This window comes from Rubrivirga sp. (genome assembly GCF_049648075.1).
Classification (GTDB): Bacteria; Bacteroidota; Rhodothermia; order Rhodothermales; family Rubricoccaceae; genus Rubrivirga.
Genome location: NZ_JBARYR010000209.1, coordinates 1 through 16,266 on the forward strand (window position 1 = coordinate 1; position 16,266 = coordinate 16,266).

Consider the following 16,266-nt stretch of genomic DNA (forward strand, 5'->3'; position numbering starts at 1 on the left):
GTCCCTCGACGGTGACGAGTCGGACGGCTTCGTGCTTGAAGTCGTCGGAGTAGAAGATGCGGGCCATGATGGATTACCTCGATCGTGAAGGAAAGATCGGGGTGTCCACCGGATCGACACAGGCTCAGCCGTCGGTTCGTCCTCGCGGCCGTCGTGGTGGTGACGAATGCAGGTTGGGCTGAGTCCGGTGAGCGCCCTCGAGGTCGTCCAAGCGCTGCACCTCTCACCCTGTCCCCACGACAGAGGGGGACGTCGTTGTCGTCCTCGAGGTCGACGAAAGAGCTCCGTGTCGCCCGCCGGCCTCGAGGGTGCCGACGAGCGGGGCCGTGCAGTACCCGAACCCCGAACCCCGAACCCCGAACCCCGAACCCCGAACCCGTGAACGACCGCCTCCGCGCCATCGCCGACGAGCTCTCGTCGGTCCCACGCGACTTGCAGATCGAGCTGCTCCTCGACCACGCCCGGCAGTTCCCGCCGCTCCCGCAGAAGTACCAGGCGGCGCGCGACGCGGGGCTCGGGCGCGTCCACGAGTGCCAAGCCGAGGTCTACTTTTTCCCCGAGGTCGCCCTCGAGGACGGAGCGGAGGCCGTCCACATCCACGCCGACATCCCGGGCCACGCGCCGACGCAGCGAGCCCTCGTCGGCATCCTGATGGACGCGTACGAGGGGTCGACACCGGCCGAGGTCGCGGCGATTCCGAACGACCTGCTCCGGCAGCTCGGGGTCGCGCCTCTCCTCGGCCCGCAGCGGCAGCAGGGCTTTTCAGGTGTGCTCGCCCGGCTCAAACACGGAGTGGCTGAGGCCGCGCAATCATGAGGGTCGACGCAGCACGCCGGTTCGCCCTCGAGGTCGGACTGGCCGTCTTGGTCCTCTCGCTCTCCGCGTGCGGGACGAGCCGCGAGATCGGGGCCGACCTCGATCCGCCGAACCGGGTCTCGGTGCCGACCTCGTCGGTGCACTACCGCGACTACCGCTCGGCCGACGACCTAGCCCGGGCGACGCGGTGGCGGCCGGGCGCGCCGGTCTGGATCGCAGCCCACCGTGGCGGGCCGGTTCCAGGGCTCCCCGAGAACGCGATCGAGACGTTCGAGAACGTCCTCAATCACGCGCCCGCCTTGATCGAGACCGACGTGCGCCAGACGGCCGACGGCGTGCTGGTCCTGCTCCACGACGACACGCTCGACCGGACCACGACGGGAACCGGCCCTCTTGGGGACGCCACCCTCGAGGACGTGCGCCGGCTTCGTTTGGTCGCGGACGACACAACGGTCACGACGTTTCGCGTCCCGACCCTCGCCGAAGCCCTGGCCTGGGCCGAGGCCCGTGCGGTCCTCCTGCTCGACGTCAAGTCCGACGTCGACCTCGAGGCGCTGGTCGCCGAGGTGAGGAGGGCGAACGCCGAGGACCAGGTCGCCGTCATCACGTACTCGCTCGAGCGCCAGCGGGAGCTGTTCGCGCTCGCGCCCGACCTGGTGGTCTCGGCCTCGGCCTCGAGGCCGGAGGACGTGGACGCGCTCTTGTCGAGCGGCCTCGACCTCGATCGCATGATCGCCTGGACGGGCATCGGCGTGCCGGACGCGGGCGTCGTCGACCGGCTGCACGCCGCGGGCATCCGAGCCCAAGCGGGGGCCTACGGAGAGATCGACGGCGCCGCTCGCGCGGCCTCGAGTCCCCAACCGTATGACATCATCCTGGAGACGGGCGCCGACGTGTTGTCGTCGGACGTGGTCCCGCTCGCGGCTCTCGCGGCTCGCAACGCCAACCTCACGAGACGAGCGAGCGAGTAAGGCGGTCGAGCGCCTCGAGATCACCGGGCTGGAGGGGGACAGCGCCGACGCCTAAGCCATCGAGGCTCGTCCACAACCTCGAGTCGTAGTACGTCTCGCCCGCCACTCCGGGAAAGAGAGCCGCCGCGAGCCGGATCAGTGGCGCCTCAACGATCGCATCGCGATACCGGTGCAGCGTTCCGAGCGCGTCTTCGGGCGGACCAGGAGCCCCATAGCGGCGACGGTACGAACCCGAATCGTCCCGGCGGTACTTGGCATCGAGGACGATCCGCTCGACCTCGACGCCGCGACGGATGGTCACGAGGAGATCTGGCCGCTGGGCCAGGAGCGCCGGCGGCGCAGGGAAGCGCGGCTCGTAGACGATCTCGACCTGCACACGCTCGCCCTCGAGGACGACGGCGTGCGCTCGGCCTCGACGCAACCGGACGTCGGTCCCGATCACGTCGATGCCGAACGGACGGGCCGGCGGTTCAGCCTCGAGGGCACGGGCGAACGAGCGGACGACTTCGAGGACGGACCACGTCTCGTAGAGAAGCGAGAGGTCCTGCGTGGCGACATCGAGGGCTCGGCCTCGAAGGAGTAACCCTTTGTCGAGAGACTGGAGAGCGTTGAACGCCGATGCGTAGACCGGATGACGCCGGAGCACGAGTGGAACACCCGACGACACCCGTGCTCCCACCCTGGTGAAGAGACGGCTTTGTGCGAGCGCACCGAGTCTCAACGCTGCGTCCTCGAGGTCGGAGAGGATCCGGTCGCGGCGAGCCGAGGGGCGCCGCCCGGCTTCGGCCTCGGACAGCGTCTGCACCTGAGACCAGACGTGGAGCAGGCGAGCGCGGAGCCACCGATGAGCGGCTGTATCTCTCGTCCCCGCCGCAGGTCGAGTCGGGAGCGACGGCACTCGGTGTCCCGTCCTCGAGGCCGAGCGGCGTGTCTCCGTTGAGGGCCGCCGAACCTGAGACGGCCTCACACCGCGCACAGACCGGACGACCTCGAGGACGGGCCGCCGCTCGATCTCTCGGATGGACCGGTCGAGGACGGCGATGGATGTCTGCAGCGTCGCGAGCCAGACCGGCGGCGCTACCTCCCGATCCTCCAGGTCCCCGGATAGCACCGCCGGCCGGAGCGCCGAGACGGCTAGCCCAGCCGCGACGCGCTCGACCTCGGACCGCATCTGCCCGACCAACGCCTCGCTCACTTTCGTCGGGAGCACGGAGGCCTCGACCTCGAGGACGACGCGTGCTCCCGCCCAAACCTGGAAGGTCGACCGACCGGCCTGGGACCCGAACCGAACGGACCCGTGCACGACGCGGCCGCTGTCGGACACGACCACCCTCGAGGTCACGACCGGGTCGCGGTGCCCAAGAGCGACGGCCGATCCGTCGAGGCTTTGCAGCAAGACAGGGTAGTCTGTCTCTTCTTGAAAGCCGACCTCGAGGTCGGACACGTCGCCGCCGTTGACGTGGAACGCCTCACCAGATACCGACCGCACCACGAGCGGCCTCGAGGGCACGGCAGACCGGGGTCCGCTCCAGATCAGGCGGACGCGGCCGGTCTCGACGGTGAACAGCGTTTGCACAGCGTATGCTAACCCTCCCCCCTCTCGCTGCTGTGTCCACTCCGCCCGTCTTGCGCCTCACGCTCCGCGACGGCCGGCCGGTGGCGCTCCGTCCCGTCGTGCCAGAGGACCGGGACCGTCTCCTCGAAGGGTTCGAGGCGTTGTCCGTCGAATCCCGGCGGCTCCGGTTTCTAGGCTCCGTGTCATCGCTAAATGATGCTCAACTCCGGTACCTCACGGATGTCGACGGGACCAACCACGTCGCGTGGGGCGCCCTCGACCTGAGCGATCCCGACGCTCCAGGGTTCGGCATCGGGCGCTTTATCCGACTGACGGAAGAGCCGAGCGTCGCCGAGTTCTCGCTCACCGTCCTCGATACAGCACAAGGCTTGGGCGTCGGTCAACTCTTGCTCGCGGTCTTGGCCGTCGAGGCGCGGCCACTCGACATCGATACGCTCCGGGGCATCGTCGGGAGGGAGAACGACCGAATGACGACGTGGCTACGCAGGTTGGGGGCGAGCACGACCGGGAGCGGCCAGGACCTCATCATGGATCTCGGGCTTCCCGTCGACGCGGCATCGGGGCCGTCCGCAGAGGCGTTTGAGGAGACGGTCAGTCGGATACGGGAAGCCTGGGCTCACGCCCAAGGCTCACGCCCAGAATGACGCGACGCCGTCTTCGTCGGCGCCCTCGAGGACGCGGGCGAGCCGGGCGGCCATGCGCGGGAAGTGCGCGCCCTCGAGGACGGGAGGACGCCCGCTCTCGACCCAGACCTCGACGAGATGCGTAGCCGGACGATCGCCGGACGCCGCCCACTCCAGGAGCGCCGCCGTGGCCGACCGGACGACCCGGCGCGCGCCGTCGATGCGCGTCACCACCTTCATCAGCAGCGCCAGATCGAGTGGGTCGACCGACGCGCCGTCTTGCGCGCGGAAGGCATCAGCAGCCTCGAGCGCATGAAGCACGAACAGCGCGACCTCGTCGCGGGCTCGGTATCCGACCTCGAGGCCGGCGGGCGCCAGGATCGCGCTCGCCTCCGCGACTGCCCGAGTGGCGCGCTCGACGGCCCGGCGCTCGTCCTCCGTGACGTCCCCGAGCTCGCCCAGCCGGATTGCACGAGGCGTCCACGCCGAACTCGGCCACGTCCTCGATTCGGTCGCCCTCGAGGACGATGACCAGGCCTCGAGGTCGCGGGCGCTCAGCTCCAGGACGAACGCCCGATCCAACACTTTCCGGCTGAACGCGTGCGCGCTCTCGTCCACGTTCACAGTCCCGACGATCCCCAGGTTCGGCGGCAGGCCCACGCTCTGCCAATGCGCGTCCTCGAGGCCGAGCGTCTCGGACAACAGCGGGGGGCTCGCATAGCCCGGCGGCGCGGGCGACCGCTGCTCCATCTTGGACAGCACCTCGGCGAGGTAGTGCTCGGGGCGCCCCAGGTTCATCTCGTCCAGGACGAGCGTGTGGTAGAGGTCTGAGTCCGATGCGGCTTGCGCGGCTCGAAGCACCGAGCCCGGACGGAAGCGTCCCTCGAGGTCGGTGTAGCCCAGCGTCTCGGCCGGGTCGGTCCAGTCCGGCCGCACCGGAAGCACGGTCGGCGTCCCCCCGGTCGCTTCCGCGACCAGTACTGGCAGCTTGCTCTTCCCGACGCCGGTCACGCCAGCCAGCAGCACGAACGGCTTGGTGCGCAGCGCTATCACGTAGGCCGCGATCTGCCACGGCTCGAACCGGAACCCTCGAGCGGCGACGGCCTCGAGGACGTCCTCGACGGCGCGGCCGTGATCGAAGGCGGCGTACGCCCCCACAGGCTCCGCAACGACCGGAGACGTCGGCCTCGAGGCCGGCTCCCGCTTCCGCGCCCGACGGACGGCCTCGACGGCAGCCATCAGCGCGTCAGGGTCGGCGCCCAGCCGGGCCTGGATCACGAACTCCAGCACCTTGCCGTCGATCAGCGGCAGCGGGTGCAACACCTGCTGGACGACGCGTCGAAACCGCGCCTCCGGCCCAAGATCGGCGTACTCCTCTAGGACGCGCAGCTCGCCAATCCCATCCCTCGAGACCCACGTCTCTTCGGGGAGAACGGCCAAGCGCCGGACGCGCAGGCGATGCGGGAGGTGGCGCCCCGACGCCAACGCGGTCGCGTCCTCGAAGGGATCGCCCACCGCCTCGAACACACCTGTGATGACCTGCCGGCCCGGGAGGTAGGCGAAGATTCGGTCGCCCGGCTGGACGTCCTCGAGGCGACGGCGCCCTTGTCGGCGCAGCGCGAACGTCCCCGTGCGCAAGGCCGTCGGGTAGACGTCGGGAGGGATGGACCAGAGCCAGTACGTCACGTCGCGTGGGGGATGCGGACCTCGACGGCGGCCCCTTCATGGGTCGGGACGAACGCCAGCGTGCCGCCGTGGCCGCGCGTCACGATCTCGTAGCTGAGCGACAGGCCCAGGCCCGTCCCCTGCCCCGTCGGCTTGGTGGTAAAGAACGGCTGGAGCACCTTGTCTTCGGTCCCGTCCTCGAGGCCGACGCCGTTGTCGGACACGCGGATCACGACGTCGTTCGGGTCACGGTACGTCTTGACCCAGACCGTCGGTACGAAGTCGGCGCCCTCGAGGGCGGCCCGCTCCGTCACGCTGTCGAGGGCGTTGCCGACCAGGTTCACCACGACCCGACCGATCTCTCCGGGAGCGATCACGGCCGCTCCGGTGTCCTCTCCGAGCTCCCGGACGACCTCGATGGAGAGCGACGGATTGCGTGACCGCACGCCGTGGAACGCCAGCCCGACGTACTCGTCGACCACCCGATTCACGTCCGTCCGCACGCGCTCGCCCGGTGTCCCCCGCGAGTGCTGGAGCATCGAGCGCACGATGCCGTCGGCCCGCTGGCTGTGGTGATGAACACGGCCCGCGTTCTCCTCGATCTCGGTCGCCAGCGCGAGTACCTCGTCGCGGTCCTGATCGCGGACGGCTTGTCGCAGCTCCTGAGTCAGTTCGGTATTGAGCGAGGAAAAGTTGGTGACGAAGTTGAGCGGGTTCTTGATCTCGTGCGCGATCCCGGCGGTCAACTCGCCGAGGGACGCCAGCTTCGCCTGCTGCACCAACCGCTCCTGCGCCGTCTGAAGATCGCCGAGCGCGGACGTCAGGCTGTCCCGCTGGGCCTCCACCTCCGACGTCCTCGAGTCGAGCCGGTCCGCCATCGTGTCGAAGGCGTCTGCGACCTTCCCAAGCTCATCGTTCCGGTCGAGTCGGACGCGGTGGGATCGGTCGCCGGCCCCGAGCGCATCGGCCCCGTCGCGGAGGGCGCGGACAGATCCCAGGACGTCGCGCGAGACGACGAACGCGAGCAGCCCGCCGAGCAACGTCGAGACGGCCAGGCCGATCCACGTGTCCCGCCGGGACTGACGGCTCGTGCGTAGAAACCCATCCGACAGATCATCGAGCCGAGCCTCCTCGGCCTTGATGGCGGCCGGAAACTCGTCGTCGATCAGCCGACGCGCGAGCGGGTCCGCCCTCTCATCGAGGACGACTCGGGCTCGGGCCGGGTCCTCTCTCTGCACCTCCATGAACTCGTCCCAGGCTTGACCCAGGTTGTCGACCTTCCGGCGGAGCGTCGCGAGGCGTGCTCGGCTGGGCGGCGGCAGAAGCGAGACCGCGTCCGCGACCATCAACCCCGTCGAGTCGATCTCGGTAGAGATGGCCTCCTTGGTGAAGTCAGGCAGAGAGGTGATCGCGCCTGGAGAGAGCGCGCTGAGCAGGTCGAAGTACACCTGCCGGTCGTCTGTCCGGTTGTGGGCGTCCCGGAGCAACGTCACGCGATCGATCCCGACCCGGAGCTGTCCGAACGCCTCTGCCCGTTGCGCGACACCCCATTGGATCGCGGCGGTGTTGACCGTCACCAAGACGACCAGGACCCCGAAGATCAGAGCCAGCTTGGCCCGGATCGACGGGATCCGCTGAATCCAGCCGGTCCCAAATGGAGCGCGTGGTGGATCAGGGACGGGCGGCGACGACACGAGACGGGCGGAAGAGACCGGAAGCTATGCGAGAGCCGTGCGGACGGACGCAGATCGTACCTCTGAACTCGACACAGTGCGTCGGGTAGATGCCTGCGACGCACCGTTGTCAGCGCCGACAGCGATCCTGCCCGACTGCCTCTCCGCGACTATGGCCACGATTCAGCGCATCAACTCGCCCTTCAAGCTCACGACCGGCTTCAAGCCGATGGGCGACCAGCCGCGAGCGATCTCGGAGCTGACCGAGGGCCTGTTCCGTGGCGACCCGTACCAGACGCTCTTGGGGGCGACAGGCACTGGCAAGACGTTCACGGTCGCCAACGTGATGCGCAACGTCGGTACGCCGACGCTGGTGATCTCGCACAACAAGACCTTGGCGGCGCAGCTTTACGCCGAGATGCGGCAGTTCTTCCCCGAGAACGCCGTCGAGTTCTTTATCTCGTACTACGACTACTACCAGCCCGAGGCCTACATCGTCTCGAGCGACACGTACATCGAGAAGGACATGGCGATCAACGAGGAGATCGACCGGCTGCGGCTGCGCGCGACCTCGGCGCTGGTATCGGGCCGCAAGGACGTGGTCATCGTGGCGAGCGTGTCCTGCATCTACGGTCTCGGCAACCCCGACGAGTACAAAAAGCGACTCGTCCAGGTCACGCCGGGCCAGGACCGCGACCGCGACGAGCTGCTGCTCGAGTTGGTCCACGTCTTCTACAACCGCAACGACGTCGACTTTACGCCGGGCACCTTCCGCGTCCGAGGCGACGTCGTCGAGGTCTTCCCCGCCTACCTCGAGGACGAGGCCTACCGCATCCAGTTTTGGGGCGACGAGGTCGAAAAGATCTCCCGGATCAACCCGGTCACCGGCGACGAGCTCGGCTTCGAGGACGACACGCTGACGATCTACCCGGCCAAGCACTTCGTGACGCCCAAGGACCAGGTCGACCGCGCCATCCAGGGCATCCAAGAGGAGCTCCGGTGGCGGCTCGCGATCCTGCGCAACGAGGGCAGCATGGTCGCCGCCGAGCGGCTGGAGCAGCGGACGCTCTTCGACATCGAGATGATCAAGGAGATCGGGTACTGTTCCGGGATCGAGAACTACTCGCGCCACATGGACGGCCGCGAGCCCGGCACGCGTCCGTACTGCCTGCTCGACTACTTCCAGAAAAACCACGGCGACGACTGGCAGATCGTGATCGACGAGAGCCATGTGACCGTCCCGCAGGTCCGGGGCATGTACAACGGAGACCGCGCCCGCAAGTTAAACCTGGTCGAGCACGGCTTCCGGCTCCCGTCCGCGATGGACAACCGGCCGCTCACCTTCGAGGAGTTCGAGACCTTCCACCACGCCGTCACCTTCGTCAGCGCCACACCGGCCGACTACGAACTCGAGATGTCGGGCGGCGTGGTCGTCGAGCAGATCATCCGCCCGACGGGCATCATCGACCCCGACGTCGAGGTGCGGCCGGTCGAGGGCCAGATCGACGACTTGCTCGGCGAGATCCGCGACCGCGTCAAGGCCGGGGGCCGCGTCTTGGTCACGACCTTGACGAAGCGGATGGCCGAGGACCTGACCGACTACCTCGACAGCTTCGGCGTCCGCGTCCGCTACCTGCATAGCGACATCGACGCGCTCGAGCGGGTCGACATCCTGCGCGATCTGCGCCTGGGCGAGTTCGACGTGTTGGTCGGCATCAACCTGCTGCGCGAGGGCCTGGACCTCCCCGAAGTCAACTTGGTCGCCATCTTGGATGCGGACAAGGAAGGGTTCCTACGTAGCGAGCGCTCCTTGATCCAGACCGCCGGCCGCGCCGCCCGCAACGCCGAGTCGATCGTCGTCCTGTACGCCGACAAGGTGACGGACTCGATGGCGCGCATGATGGACGAGACCGAACGCCGCCGCGTGATCCAGCGCGCCTACAACGAAGAGCACGGCATCACCCCGACGACCGTGACCAAGTCCATCGACGAGGTCCGCCGGGGCACGGCCATCGCGGACCACAAGGCGGATCAGGACGAGCGGAAAGCGAAGCAGGCCGTCACCTACTACAGCGGCCCTGAGCAGCTTCCCAAGGTGGCCGACCCCGTCGTCAAGTACCTCACCGACGACCAAAAGCGAGACTTGGTGGCTCAGCTCACGCGCGAAATGGACGCCGCCGCCGAGGCCCTCGAGTTCGAGAAGGCCGCCGAGCTCCGCGACTCCATCTCCCAGATCGAGGCCGACCTGGCAGCGTAGCGTCCTTGGATAAGGAGGCCCGCCCTCGACGTCGGGGAGGTCCCGATATCGGAGCCGGTCCTGGATCCCCCTGCCGTCTCGCTGGGTCTATCATCTGATTCTGCTCCCCTGCGCTATGTCTTCAAACTCCGGTTCGCCGGCCCGCACGATCCCCGAAACGCTAAAGGGGTACGCGCGGGGCCTCGTTGGGGGTTTGATCTTCGCGCTCGCCCCGCTCTACACCACCGAGGTGTGGTTGCAAGGATTTATCGCGACACCAGGCATCATGCTCCTGGCCACGATTATCACGTTCTGTGTGCTCGTGGCGTATGCGCATTACGCGGGCATCCACGACACGGGCGGACTAATCGCTGAGATGCTAGAAGCCCTCGAGATCCTGGCGATCGGGTTCTTTGTCGGCTGGATAATTCTGAAGCTTCTGGGCCAACTCCCGTCCTCGCTCTCTTTCGAAGTGACAGTCAACCGCATCGTGCTTCTGGGCCTCACGTCGTCGGTCGGCGTGGCTGTCGGCTCGGTTCAACTCGGAGAGAATCCTGACGACGAGAGCGACGACAACGATCAAGATCCGCGCGGGCTGGTCCACGAAATCGCCTACTCGGTCCTGGGGGCGATCCTCATCGTGTCCGGGTTCGCTACAACGATGGAGATCGTCGTCATTGCGCTTGAAGCTCCGCCGTGGGCCGTATTTGGGACGGCCGCCCTCTCCTTCTTCCTCGCGCTCGGGGTAATGAGCTACTTCAACTTTCGGGGGTCTGGCCGCGTGACGGACGGCGGTGGCATCTACGCGGGCGGGCCGCTCGGTGACGCGTGCGTGACGTACGGGATCGGTTTAGTCCTCGCGGCGGGCCTCTTGTGGTCCGTCGGGCGGTTCGACGGCACGGGTCTCGCTCCGGCCGTGTTCATGACAGTCTACCTCGCCCTCCCCGCCACACTCGGTGCCTCTGTCGGGCGTCTTATCCTCTGACCCTATGAGCGACACCCTCCCCCCGACCGAACGCACAGACGAGGACGAGAGCCCGTCCTCGAATGGCACTCAGGACGACTCCGCCGAGGCTGACGGGTCGTCCCAAGACGACTCCGACGGCTCTGCCCCGGGAGAACCTTCTGAGGACGGCTCCGACGAAGAGTCAGGATCAGACGAGGGAAAAAACTGGTTGGAGTGGACGATCACGGCCGTTGGAGCGGCCGTTGTTCTCTTTGTGATCGGGTTTCTGGGGTACGAGTGGTATACGGCTACTGACCAGCCGGCCGAACTCGTAGTAGAGCTCGGCGAGATCACGAGGGACGGCGACGTTGTAGAGGTCCCGGTGACGGTGACAAACGAGGGCTACAAGGTCGCCGAGGCCGCAGTCATCGAGGTCTGCGCCGGCTCCGACACGTGCGCTCAGCTCACGTTCGCCTACGTTCCCTTCGACTCCGAGGTAACCGGGCGCGTCGGGCTCGGAGCCCCCCTCGACGCTCCCCTCACGTCGCGCGTGGTGTCCTTCCGCAATCCCTAGGACTCCTCGTTGAGGAACAGGACGCTCCGGACCAGGTCGCGGCTGTCCGACCGGCCGCCGAGCGAGCCGGCCAACACGCCCATCGCGGCCAGAAACAGGCTGAGCTTGACGTGGTCGAGCGTGCTCGTCGCCGGGTCCCCCGTCGACCACGCCGCCATGAGCCGCTCGGGGAAGACCGTGACAACGCCGAAGTACATGAGCCCGCCGAAGAGGAGGAACAGGGACACCAGGGCGAACCCCAGGCTGACCATGGTCGCCGTCGTCGTCACGACGGTGGACTCGGCGAGCCGGCCGTCGCGTCCCAGAAGTGCGTCGAACGCGAAGGCGCGGTAGAGGACGAAGGCGGCCGATAGGAGCGAGATGACGGAGAACAGGACCGCTTGCCCCAACGTGGCGGCGCCGGCGACGTCCCAGGTCTCCGCGCTGAACAGGAGCACGACGATGACCGAGAGCCCGGCCGCGATCATCGTCGGCATGTGGGTGACGAGCCGGAACGGGTGCGCGCGGGCGACAGCCCGGCCGATGCTGCCGGCGTCGGCGACGACGGTCTTGAGCACGAACGCCCACCGTTCGAGGCGCCCACGGCCGGGCGCGAACGTGTCGTGGCTCTCGCGCGGGAGCATCGCGCGGAGCCGCTGCTGCTGCTGGTCGGTGAAGGCCTGTTTCCCATCGAGGTCCTCGACGCCCTCGACCGGGTGCATCACGTTCGAGTCGTCGCTAGAGTGGCGAAGGTTGAGGAGGTGTCCGAGCGTGTGGAGCAGGAGCGCGCTGAGGCGGTGGGCCGCCCGGTCCGGGTCGGGATCGTCGCCCCAGAAGCCGGGGTCGAGGCGCTTGGTGGAGACGATCCCGACGTTGGTGAGCTGGCTAGGGAGCGCCAAGGTGTACGCGAGCGTCGACGATGACAGGTCGACCTCGGTGACGACCAGGAGGAACGGGAGCTTGCGCTCGAGCTTCTCAGCGATCCCGATCTCGAGGAAGTCGAGCGGCGCGTAGGCTCCGGCCGCGGGCGTCAGGTGCGGCCCCTCGAAGGCGAACAGGTCGGTCCGTAGGCCCAAGCGATCCAGGACGGCCTCGACCTGCCGGACGCCCTGCTCAACGATGCGGTTGAAGCCCTCCGAACTCTTCCCCTCGACATCCATGGTCATGACGCCCACGGCGTATTCGGAGACGGGGTCGGCAGGCATAGGGGCGCGGAAGGGAGCGCGACCTTGTAGAAGCCCCCCCCGGCGAAGATCCAGACTGCGCCCAGGTAGGGGATCGCCTCATGATCCTCGCCGGGCTTCCCTCTACCGCCCGCAGGTTTCGCCTCGTCCTCGAGGACGACTACCGGTCCCGCGCGACGACCTCGAGGACGACCGGCAGGTGATCGGACAAGCGGCGCGCGTCCTCGATTGGGGAGACGACGGCGGCGGAACCGGGCACGGCCTCGGGGGCGGCTCCGTCGCTGACCAGGACGTGGTCGAGCCGGCGGACGGGGTCATCGGCGGGGTGTGAGAAGGCGCTGGTCCCGGCGAGCGGGTCCTGGAAGCGGACCGGGCCGAGTGCTCGGTCGGCGTTGAGGAGCGCGTCGAAGGACGGGGTCCCGGGGATCGCGTTGAGATCGCCGGCGAAGACGACGTTGGCCGCGTCGGGATCGCCGAAGCGCTGGCCGAGCCAGGCGTGGAGGAGCCCGGCCTGTCCGGTCCGCCACGCCTCGTCGCGGGCGGACCGACCGGCCTTGAGGTGCGCCGCTACGAGGGTGAAGGTGTACCCGGGCCGCGCGTAGACGTCGACCGCGAGCAGTCGGTGGTTTGCCAAGTCGGTCGCCTCCGGTCGCCCGTCGTCGTCTTGGAAACCGGGGATCGGCGTCGCGGCGTCGGCGAAGGTGGTGAGAGGGCCGAGCGGCAAGCGACTCAGGACCACGACGTTCATGTACCAGTCGGCGTCGTCGGCCGAGGCCACGAAGCGGTAGCCGAGGTCGGGCGCGAGGCTGTCCACCAAGGCTCGCACCAGTCCTTCGCCCTCGACCTCTTGGAGCGCGACGACGTCGGCATCGAGGGCGCGCAGGGCGTCGACGGCGAGCCGGTTCCGGGCGTCAACCTCGAGGACTGTCGCCTCGCTCTCTCGGCGCGCGCCGATGTAGGGGCTGTCGAAGGCGTCGACAAAGTGCTCGAGGTTGTAGGTCGCGACGCGGACCGTATCGCCCGCCGGATAGGCGTAGCCTGGCAGAAGCGCCGTAGCGCCCCGGACGGGGTCCGTGACGGGGCCAGCGGTCGAGCAGCCGGCGAGAGCCGCTAGGCCGGCGAGGCCAACGAGGAGGGCGAGGGCGTAGCGCATTGAGGTCGGGAGAGTCCTCGAGGCTACGGCCCTCGTGCGCGTACCGCATCACGGTGCGGTGAAGCGTCGTCCTCGAGGACGGATCGAGGTGGGCGGCGGACTGGAGGTCGGACAGGTTGGAAACACGAAGCCGCTGTCGAACAACCACACCACGTCCGCCACCGTCCGTCTTCGAGGGCGCGAACCTCAGCCTCCGGTCACGAACGGTTGGAGGAACACCTCGACCTCGCCGGTCGACGGTGTGGGGTAGTTGAGGAGGGGTAGTGCGTCCCTGCCGTTGTACATCGAGAACATGGGGCACTTGCCCGGGGCCTCGAACTTTTGGGTACCGAGCTCCTCGGCGGTCGTTGCAGAGCGGACCGTGTACTCGTACACCACGTCGTGCGTCTGGACGGTCCACTCTGTGTCCGAGTCGTCGTCCGTGTACCCCTCACAGATCTCCGTCGGGGTCGCCGAGACTTGTGTCGCGCACACCACCAACTCAGCCTCGGCGAGATCCGGCCACTTGACGTGCCACCCCTCGGGGTATGTCCCAGATGACAACCCGACGTAGTCCGTCCCGTCGGTGGACTTCAGGACGAGGAAGGGATGGACTCCGGGCCTCGGCTCATACGCCGTCGCGGCGGGCTGCCCGGCCGTACCACGGCATACTTGCGCAAACTGACGGTCGAAGAGTTGGTCAGCTGCCACGACCTGTTCGGCTCCGTCCGGCGTGACCGCGACGTCCGTATCGACGTCGGACCCAGAGCCACAACCGACCGCGATAGGCGCGAGCAAGAGAGCGAAACAGAGCAGTCGGAGAGACATAGCGAGCGCGGGCAGACTGTGGACGACCGGTGAGGAGCCTCCGACCTGTGAGGGCCGGCATCGCCGTCCATACGTCGTCCCTCACGCCGTAGGACCATCCACACCGATGCTCGTCCGCCCTCGAGGACGGACGAGATCACATCCGCGCTCGTCCTCGAGGCCGATACCTCGAGGCCGATATCTCGAGGCCGAGCATCAGTCGCCCTGAACCGCTGGTCGCGGATAGGCCGGCGGTTCGACGGTCGGCGTCGGCTCTTGGCGGAGCAGGTCGAGGGCGACCTCGACGGCGCGCTCGAGCTGGGGGTCTCGGCCCTCGGCGACCGATTTTGCATCGAGGACGACCTCGATGTCGGGCGCGATCCCCTCGTTCTCCCCGATCCACTGGTTGTTGATCGGGTCGAAGACCGCGTTGTCTGGGGCTGTCAGCGCGCCACCATCGACCAACGCGTAGTGGACCGACGACTTGACCAAGCCGCCCCACGTCCGCGTGCCGATGAGTGGGCCGGCGTTCTGCTGGCGGAAGACCCAGGGGAAGAAGTCGCCGCCAGAGCCCGCGAGCTCGTTGACGAGCAACACCTTCGGGCCGAGGATGCCAGCCGGTAGGCGGATCGCGGCTCCGCCGGGCACCTCGTTCGTAATCGCAGCGCGGAGGCGGCGCGTCATCAGGTCCACCATGTAGTCGTCCAGGAGTCCGCCGCCGTTGAACCGCTCGTCGATGACGGCGCCTTCTTTGTCTTGCTGGGCGAAGTAGTAGCGGTTGAACGAGACGTAGCCCGCGCCGGCGGTGTTGGGGACCCAGACGTAGGCGAGCCGACCACCGGACATGTCGTCCACGGCGCGGCGGTTGTCCTCGACCCAAGCCCGCTGCCTCAGCCCGCTCTCGCTCCGCGTCGGCTCCACGGTGACGCGACGCGCGCCCTCGAGGCCGGGCCGGTCGTTGATGTGGAGGACGGTCTGCCGCCCGGCGGTCCCATCGAGCAACCGGTACGGATCGTCTTGGGCCGTTAGCGCTTCGCCCTCGACGCCGACCAAGAAGTCGCCCTCCTCGACCTCGAGGCCGGGCTGGTCGAGCGGGGCGACGAGCCCCGGATTCCAGCTCTCGGACGTGTAGATCCGCGAGATCCGCCAGCCGCCGTCTTTGGCCTCGAGGTCGGCGCCGAGCACGCCGACGCGGACCGTGTCGACGGCCGGGTAGTCGCCGCCGAAGACGAAGCTGTGGCCGACGGACAGCTCGCCGTTCATCTGGTCGAGCAGGTACGTCAGGTCGGCGCGGTGCTTGACGTGGTCGGCGAGCGAGGCGTAGCGGTCGTAGACCTCGTCCCAGTCGCGGCCGTGCGTGTCGGGGTCGTAGAAGAAGTCGCGCTGGTAGGCCCAGGCCTCGTCCAGCATCTGGCGCCACTCGGCCTGCCGGTCGAGCTCGGTGCGGAGCTCGACGTCGACGCGATCGCCGCCCTCCCCGCTCGGTCCGCCGGTGCCGGACACCGTCCATCCGCCACCGCCACGCGTCAGGATCTTCTCGCCATCCGCGGAGACCGTCGCGAACCGGACGCCCTCGAGGAACGGGGACGCCTCGCGGTCTTCGAGGACGAACTTGTGGATCGTGAGCGCGAACCCGTCCGGCGGATACTCGCCGATGAACACGGATCCAGTCGGACCCGCCATCGTGACGGCGTAGCCGCCGCTCGGCATCGGGAGCGCGAGTGTGCGGCGGTCGATCCGGTCGAAGTCGATGCGAACCACGTCGTCGGCCTCGAGGTCTTCGGGGTCGTCCTCGTCCACGTCCGGCGTGTCCTCGGCCTCGAGGTCGGCGTCCTCGACGGGCTCCTCGTCGCTGCGAAGCGAGAACGGGGTCGGGTCGTCCTCGCGCAGCACGATCACGTAGGCCGCGTACTCGGGGTCGGCACCCATCGAGGACGTGTTGGCCCAGCCGGAGCCCAAAGCCACGTCGGTGCTCGCCAGGAAGTAGAGGTGCCGGCCGTCGCGGTCCCACGCCGGGGCGAAGGCGTCGGCCATCGGGTCGGTGAGCGCCGCGGTCTCGCCGGTCTCCGCGGACCATGCCATGA

13 protein-coding genes are annotated in these 16,266 nt (G+C 68.2%); 6 read left to right on the forward strand and 7 right to left on the reverse strand.

The genetic code is table 11. The features are described from left to right. Positions 1-378: 378 nt before the first annotated feature. Both WBA11_RS06020 and WBA11_RS06025 read left to right on the forward strand, forming a co-directional pair. Positions 379-816, forward strand: coding sequence for a SufE family protein (locus tag WBA11_RS06020; RefSeq protein WP_424519805.1), 438 nt, complete (start codon positions 379-381; stop codon positions 814-816). After that, positions 813-1,787, forward strand: a complete 975-nt coding sequence (locus tag WBA11_RS06025) for a glycerophosphodiester phosphodiesterase family protein (RefSeq protein ID WP_424519806.1) — start codon at positions 813-815, stop codon at positions 1,785-1,787. Before WBA11_RS06020 ends, WBA11_RS06025 begins: the two co-directional genes overlap by 4 nt. On the opposite strand, the gene WBA11_RS06030 is transcribed toward WBA11_RS06025, so the two are convergent. After that, on the reverse strand, positions 1,765-3,363 hold the full coding sequence (locus WBA11_RS06030) for a DUF2357 domain-containing protein (protein WP_424519807.1): 1,599 nt from the start codon (positions 3,361-3,363) through the stop codon (positions 1,765-1,767). The genes WBA11_RS06025 and WBA11_RS06030 overlap by 23 nt on opposite strands. Positions 3,364-3,368: 5 nt before the next feature. Here WBA11_RS06030 and WBA11_RS06035 point away from each other — a divergent pair, with 5 nt between their 5' ends. Beyond that, positions 3,369-4,007 carry an N-acetyltransferase family protein gene (locus tag WBA11_RS06035; protein WP_424519808.1) on the forward strand — a complete coding sequence of 213 codons (639 nt, stop codon included), beginning with the start codon at positions 3,369-3,371 and terminating at the stop codon, positions 4,005-4,007. Here WBA11_RS06035 and WBA11_RS06040 read toward each other — a convergent pair. Further along, complete coding sequence (locus WBA11_RS06040) at positions 3,993-5,672, reverse strand: McrB family protein (RefSeq protein ID WP_424519809.1); 1,680 nt, start codon at positions 5,670-5,672, stop codon at positions 3,993-3,995. The two genes, WBA11_RS06035 and WBA11_RS06040, sit on opposite strands and share 15 nt — an antisense overlap. Further along, entirely contained in the window at positions 5,669-7,345 is a 1,677-nt protein-coding gene (locus WBA11_RS06045; RefSeq protein WP_424519810.1) for a sensor histidine kinase, read from the reverse strand. Before WBA11_RS06045 ends, WBA11_RS06040 begins: the two co-directional genes overlap by 4 nt. Before the next feature lie 151 nt (positions 7,346-7,496). On the opposite strand from WBA11_RS06045, the gene uvrB reads away from it, so the two are divergent. From uvrB to WBA11_RS06060, 3 genes are all read left to right on the forward strand, one after another. Further along, positions 7,497-9,581: an excinuclease ABC subunit UvrB gene (uvrB, locus tag WBA11_RS06050; protein WP_424519811.1), complete on the forward strand. Its 2,085-nt coding sequence runs from the start codon at positions 7,497-7,499 to the stop codon at positions 9,579-9,581. Positions 9,582-9,696: 115 nt separating this feature from the next. Continuing rightward, on the forward strand, positions 9,697-10,545 hold the full coding sequence (locus WBA11_RS06055) for a DUF2391 family protein (protein ID WP_424519812.1): 849 nt from the start codon (positions 9,697-9,699) through the stop codon (positions 10,543-10,545). A 4-nt stretch (positions 10,546-10,549) separates the two neighbouring features. Beyond that, entirely contained in the window at positions 10,550-11,080 is a 531-nt protein-coding gene (locus WBA11_RS06060; protein ID WP_424519813.1) for a hypothetical protein, read from the forward strand. Here the strand turns inward: WBA11_RS06060 and WBA11_RS06065 are convergent. From WBA11_RS06065 to WBA11_RS06080, 4 genes are all read right to left on the reverse strand, one after another. Beyond that, complete coding sequence (locus WBA11_RS06065) at positions 11,077-12,264, reverse strand: hypothetical protein (RefSeq protein ID WP_424519814.1); 1,188 nt, start codon at positions 12,262-12,264, stop codon at positions 11,077-11,079. The two genes, WBA11_RS06060 and WBA11_RS06065, sit on opposite strands and share 4 nt — an antisense overlap. Positions 12,265-12,403: 139 nt before the next feature. Continuing rightward, entirely contained in the window at positions 12,404-13,396 is a 993-nt protein-coding gene (locus WBA11_RS06070; RefSeq protein WP_424519815.1) for an endonuclease/exonuclease/phosphatase family protein, read from the reverse strand. Positions 13,397-13,582: 186 nt separating this feature from the next. Then, positions 13,583-14,086: a hypothetical protein gene (locus WBA11_RS06075; protein ID WP_424519816.1), complete on the reverse strand. Its 504-nt coding sequence runs from the start codon at positions 14,084-14,086 to the stop codon at positions 13,583-13,585. 312 nt (positions 14,087-14,398) lie between these two features. Then, on the reverse strand, positions 14,399-16,266 hold a 1,868-nt coding region (locus WBA11_RS06080), incomplete at its 5' end, for a PDZ domain-containing protein (RefSeq protein ID WP_424519817.1).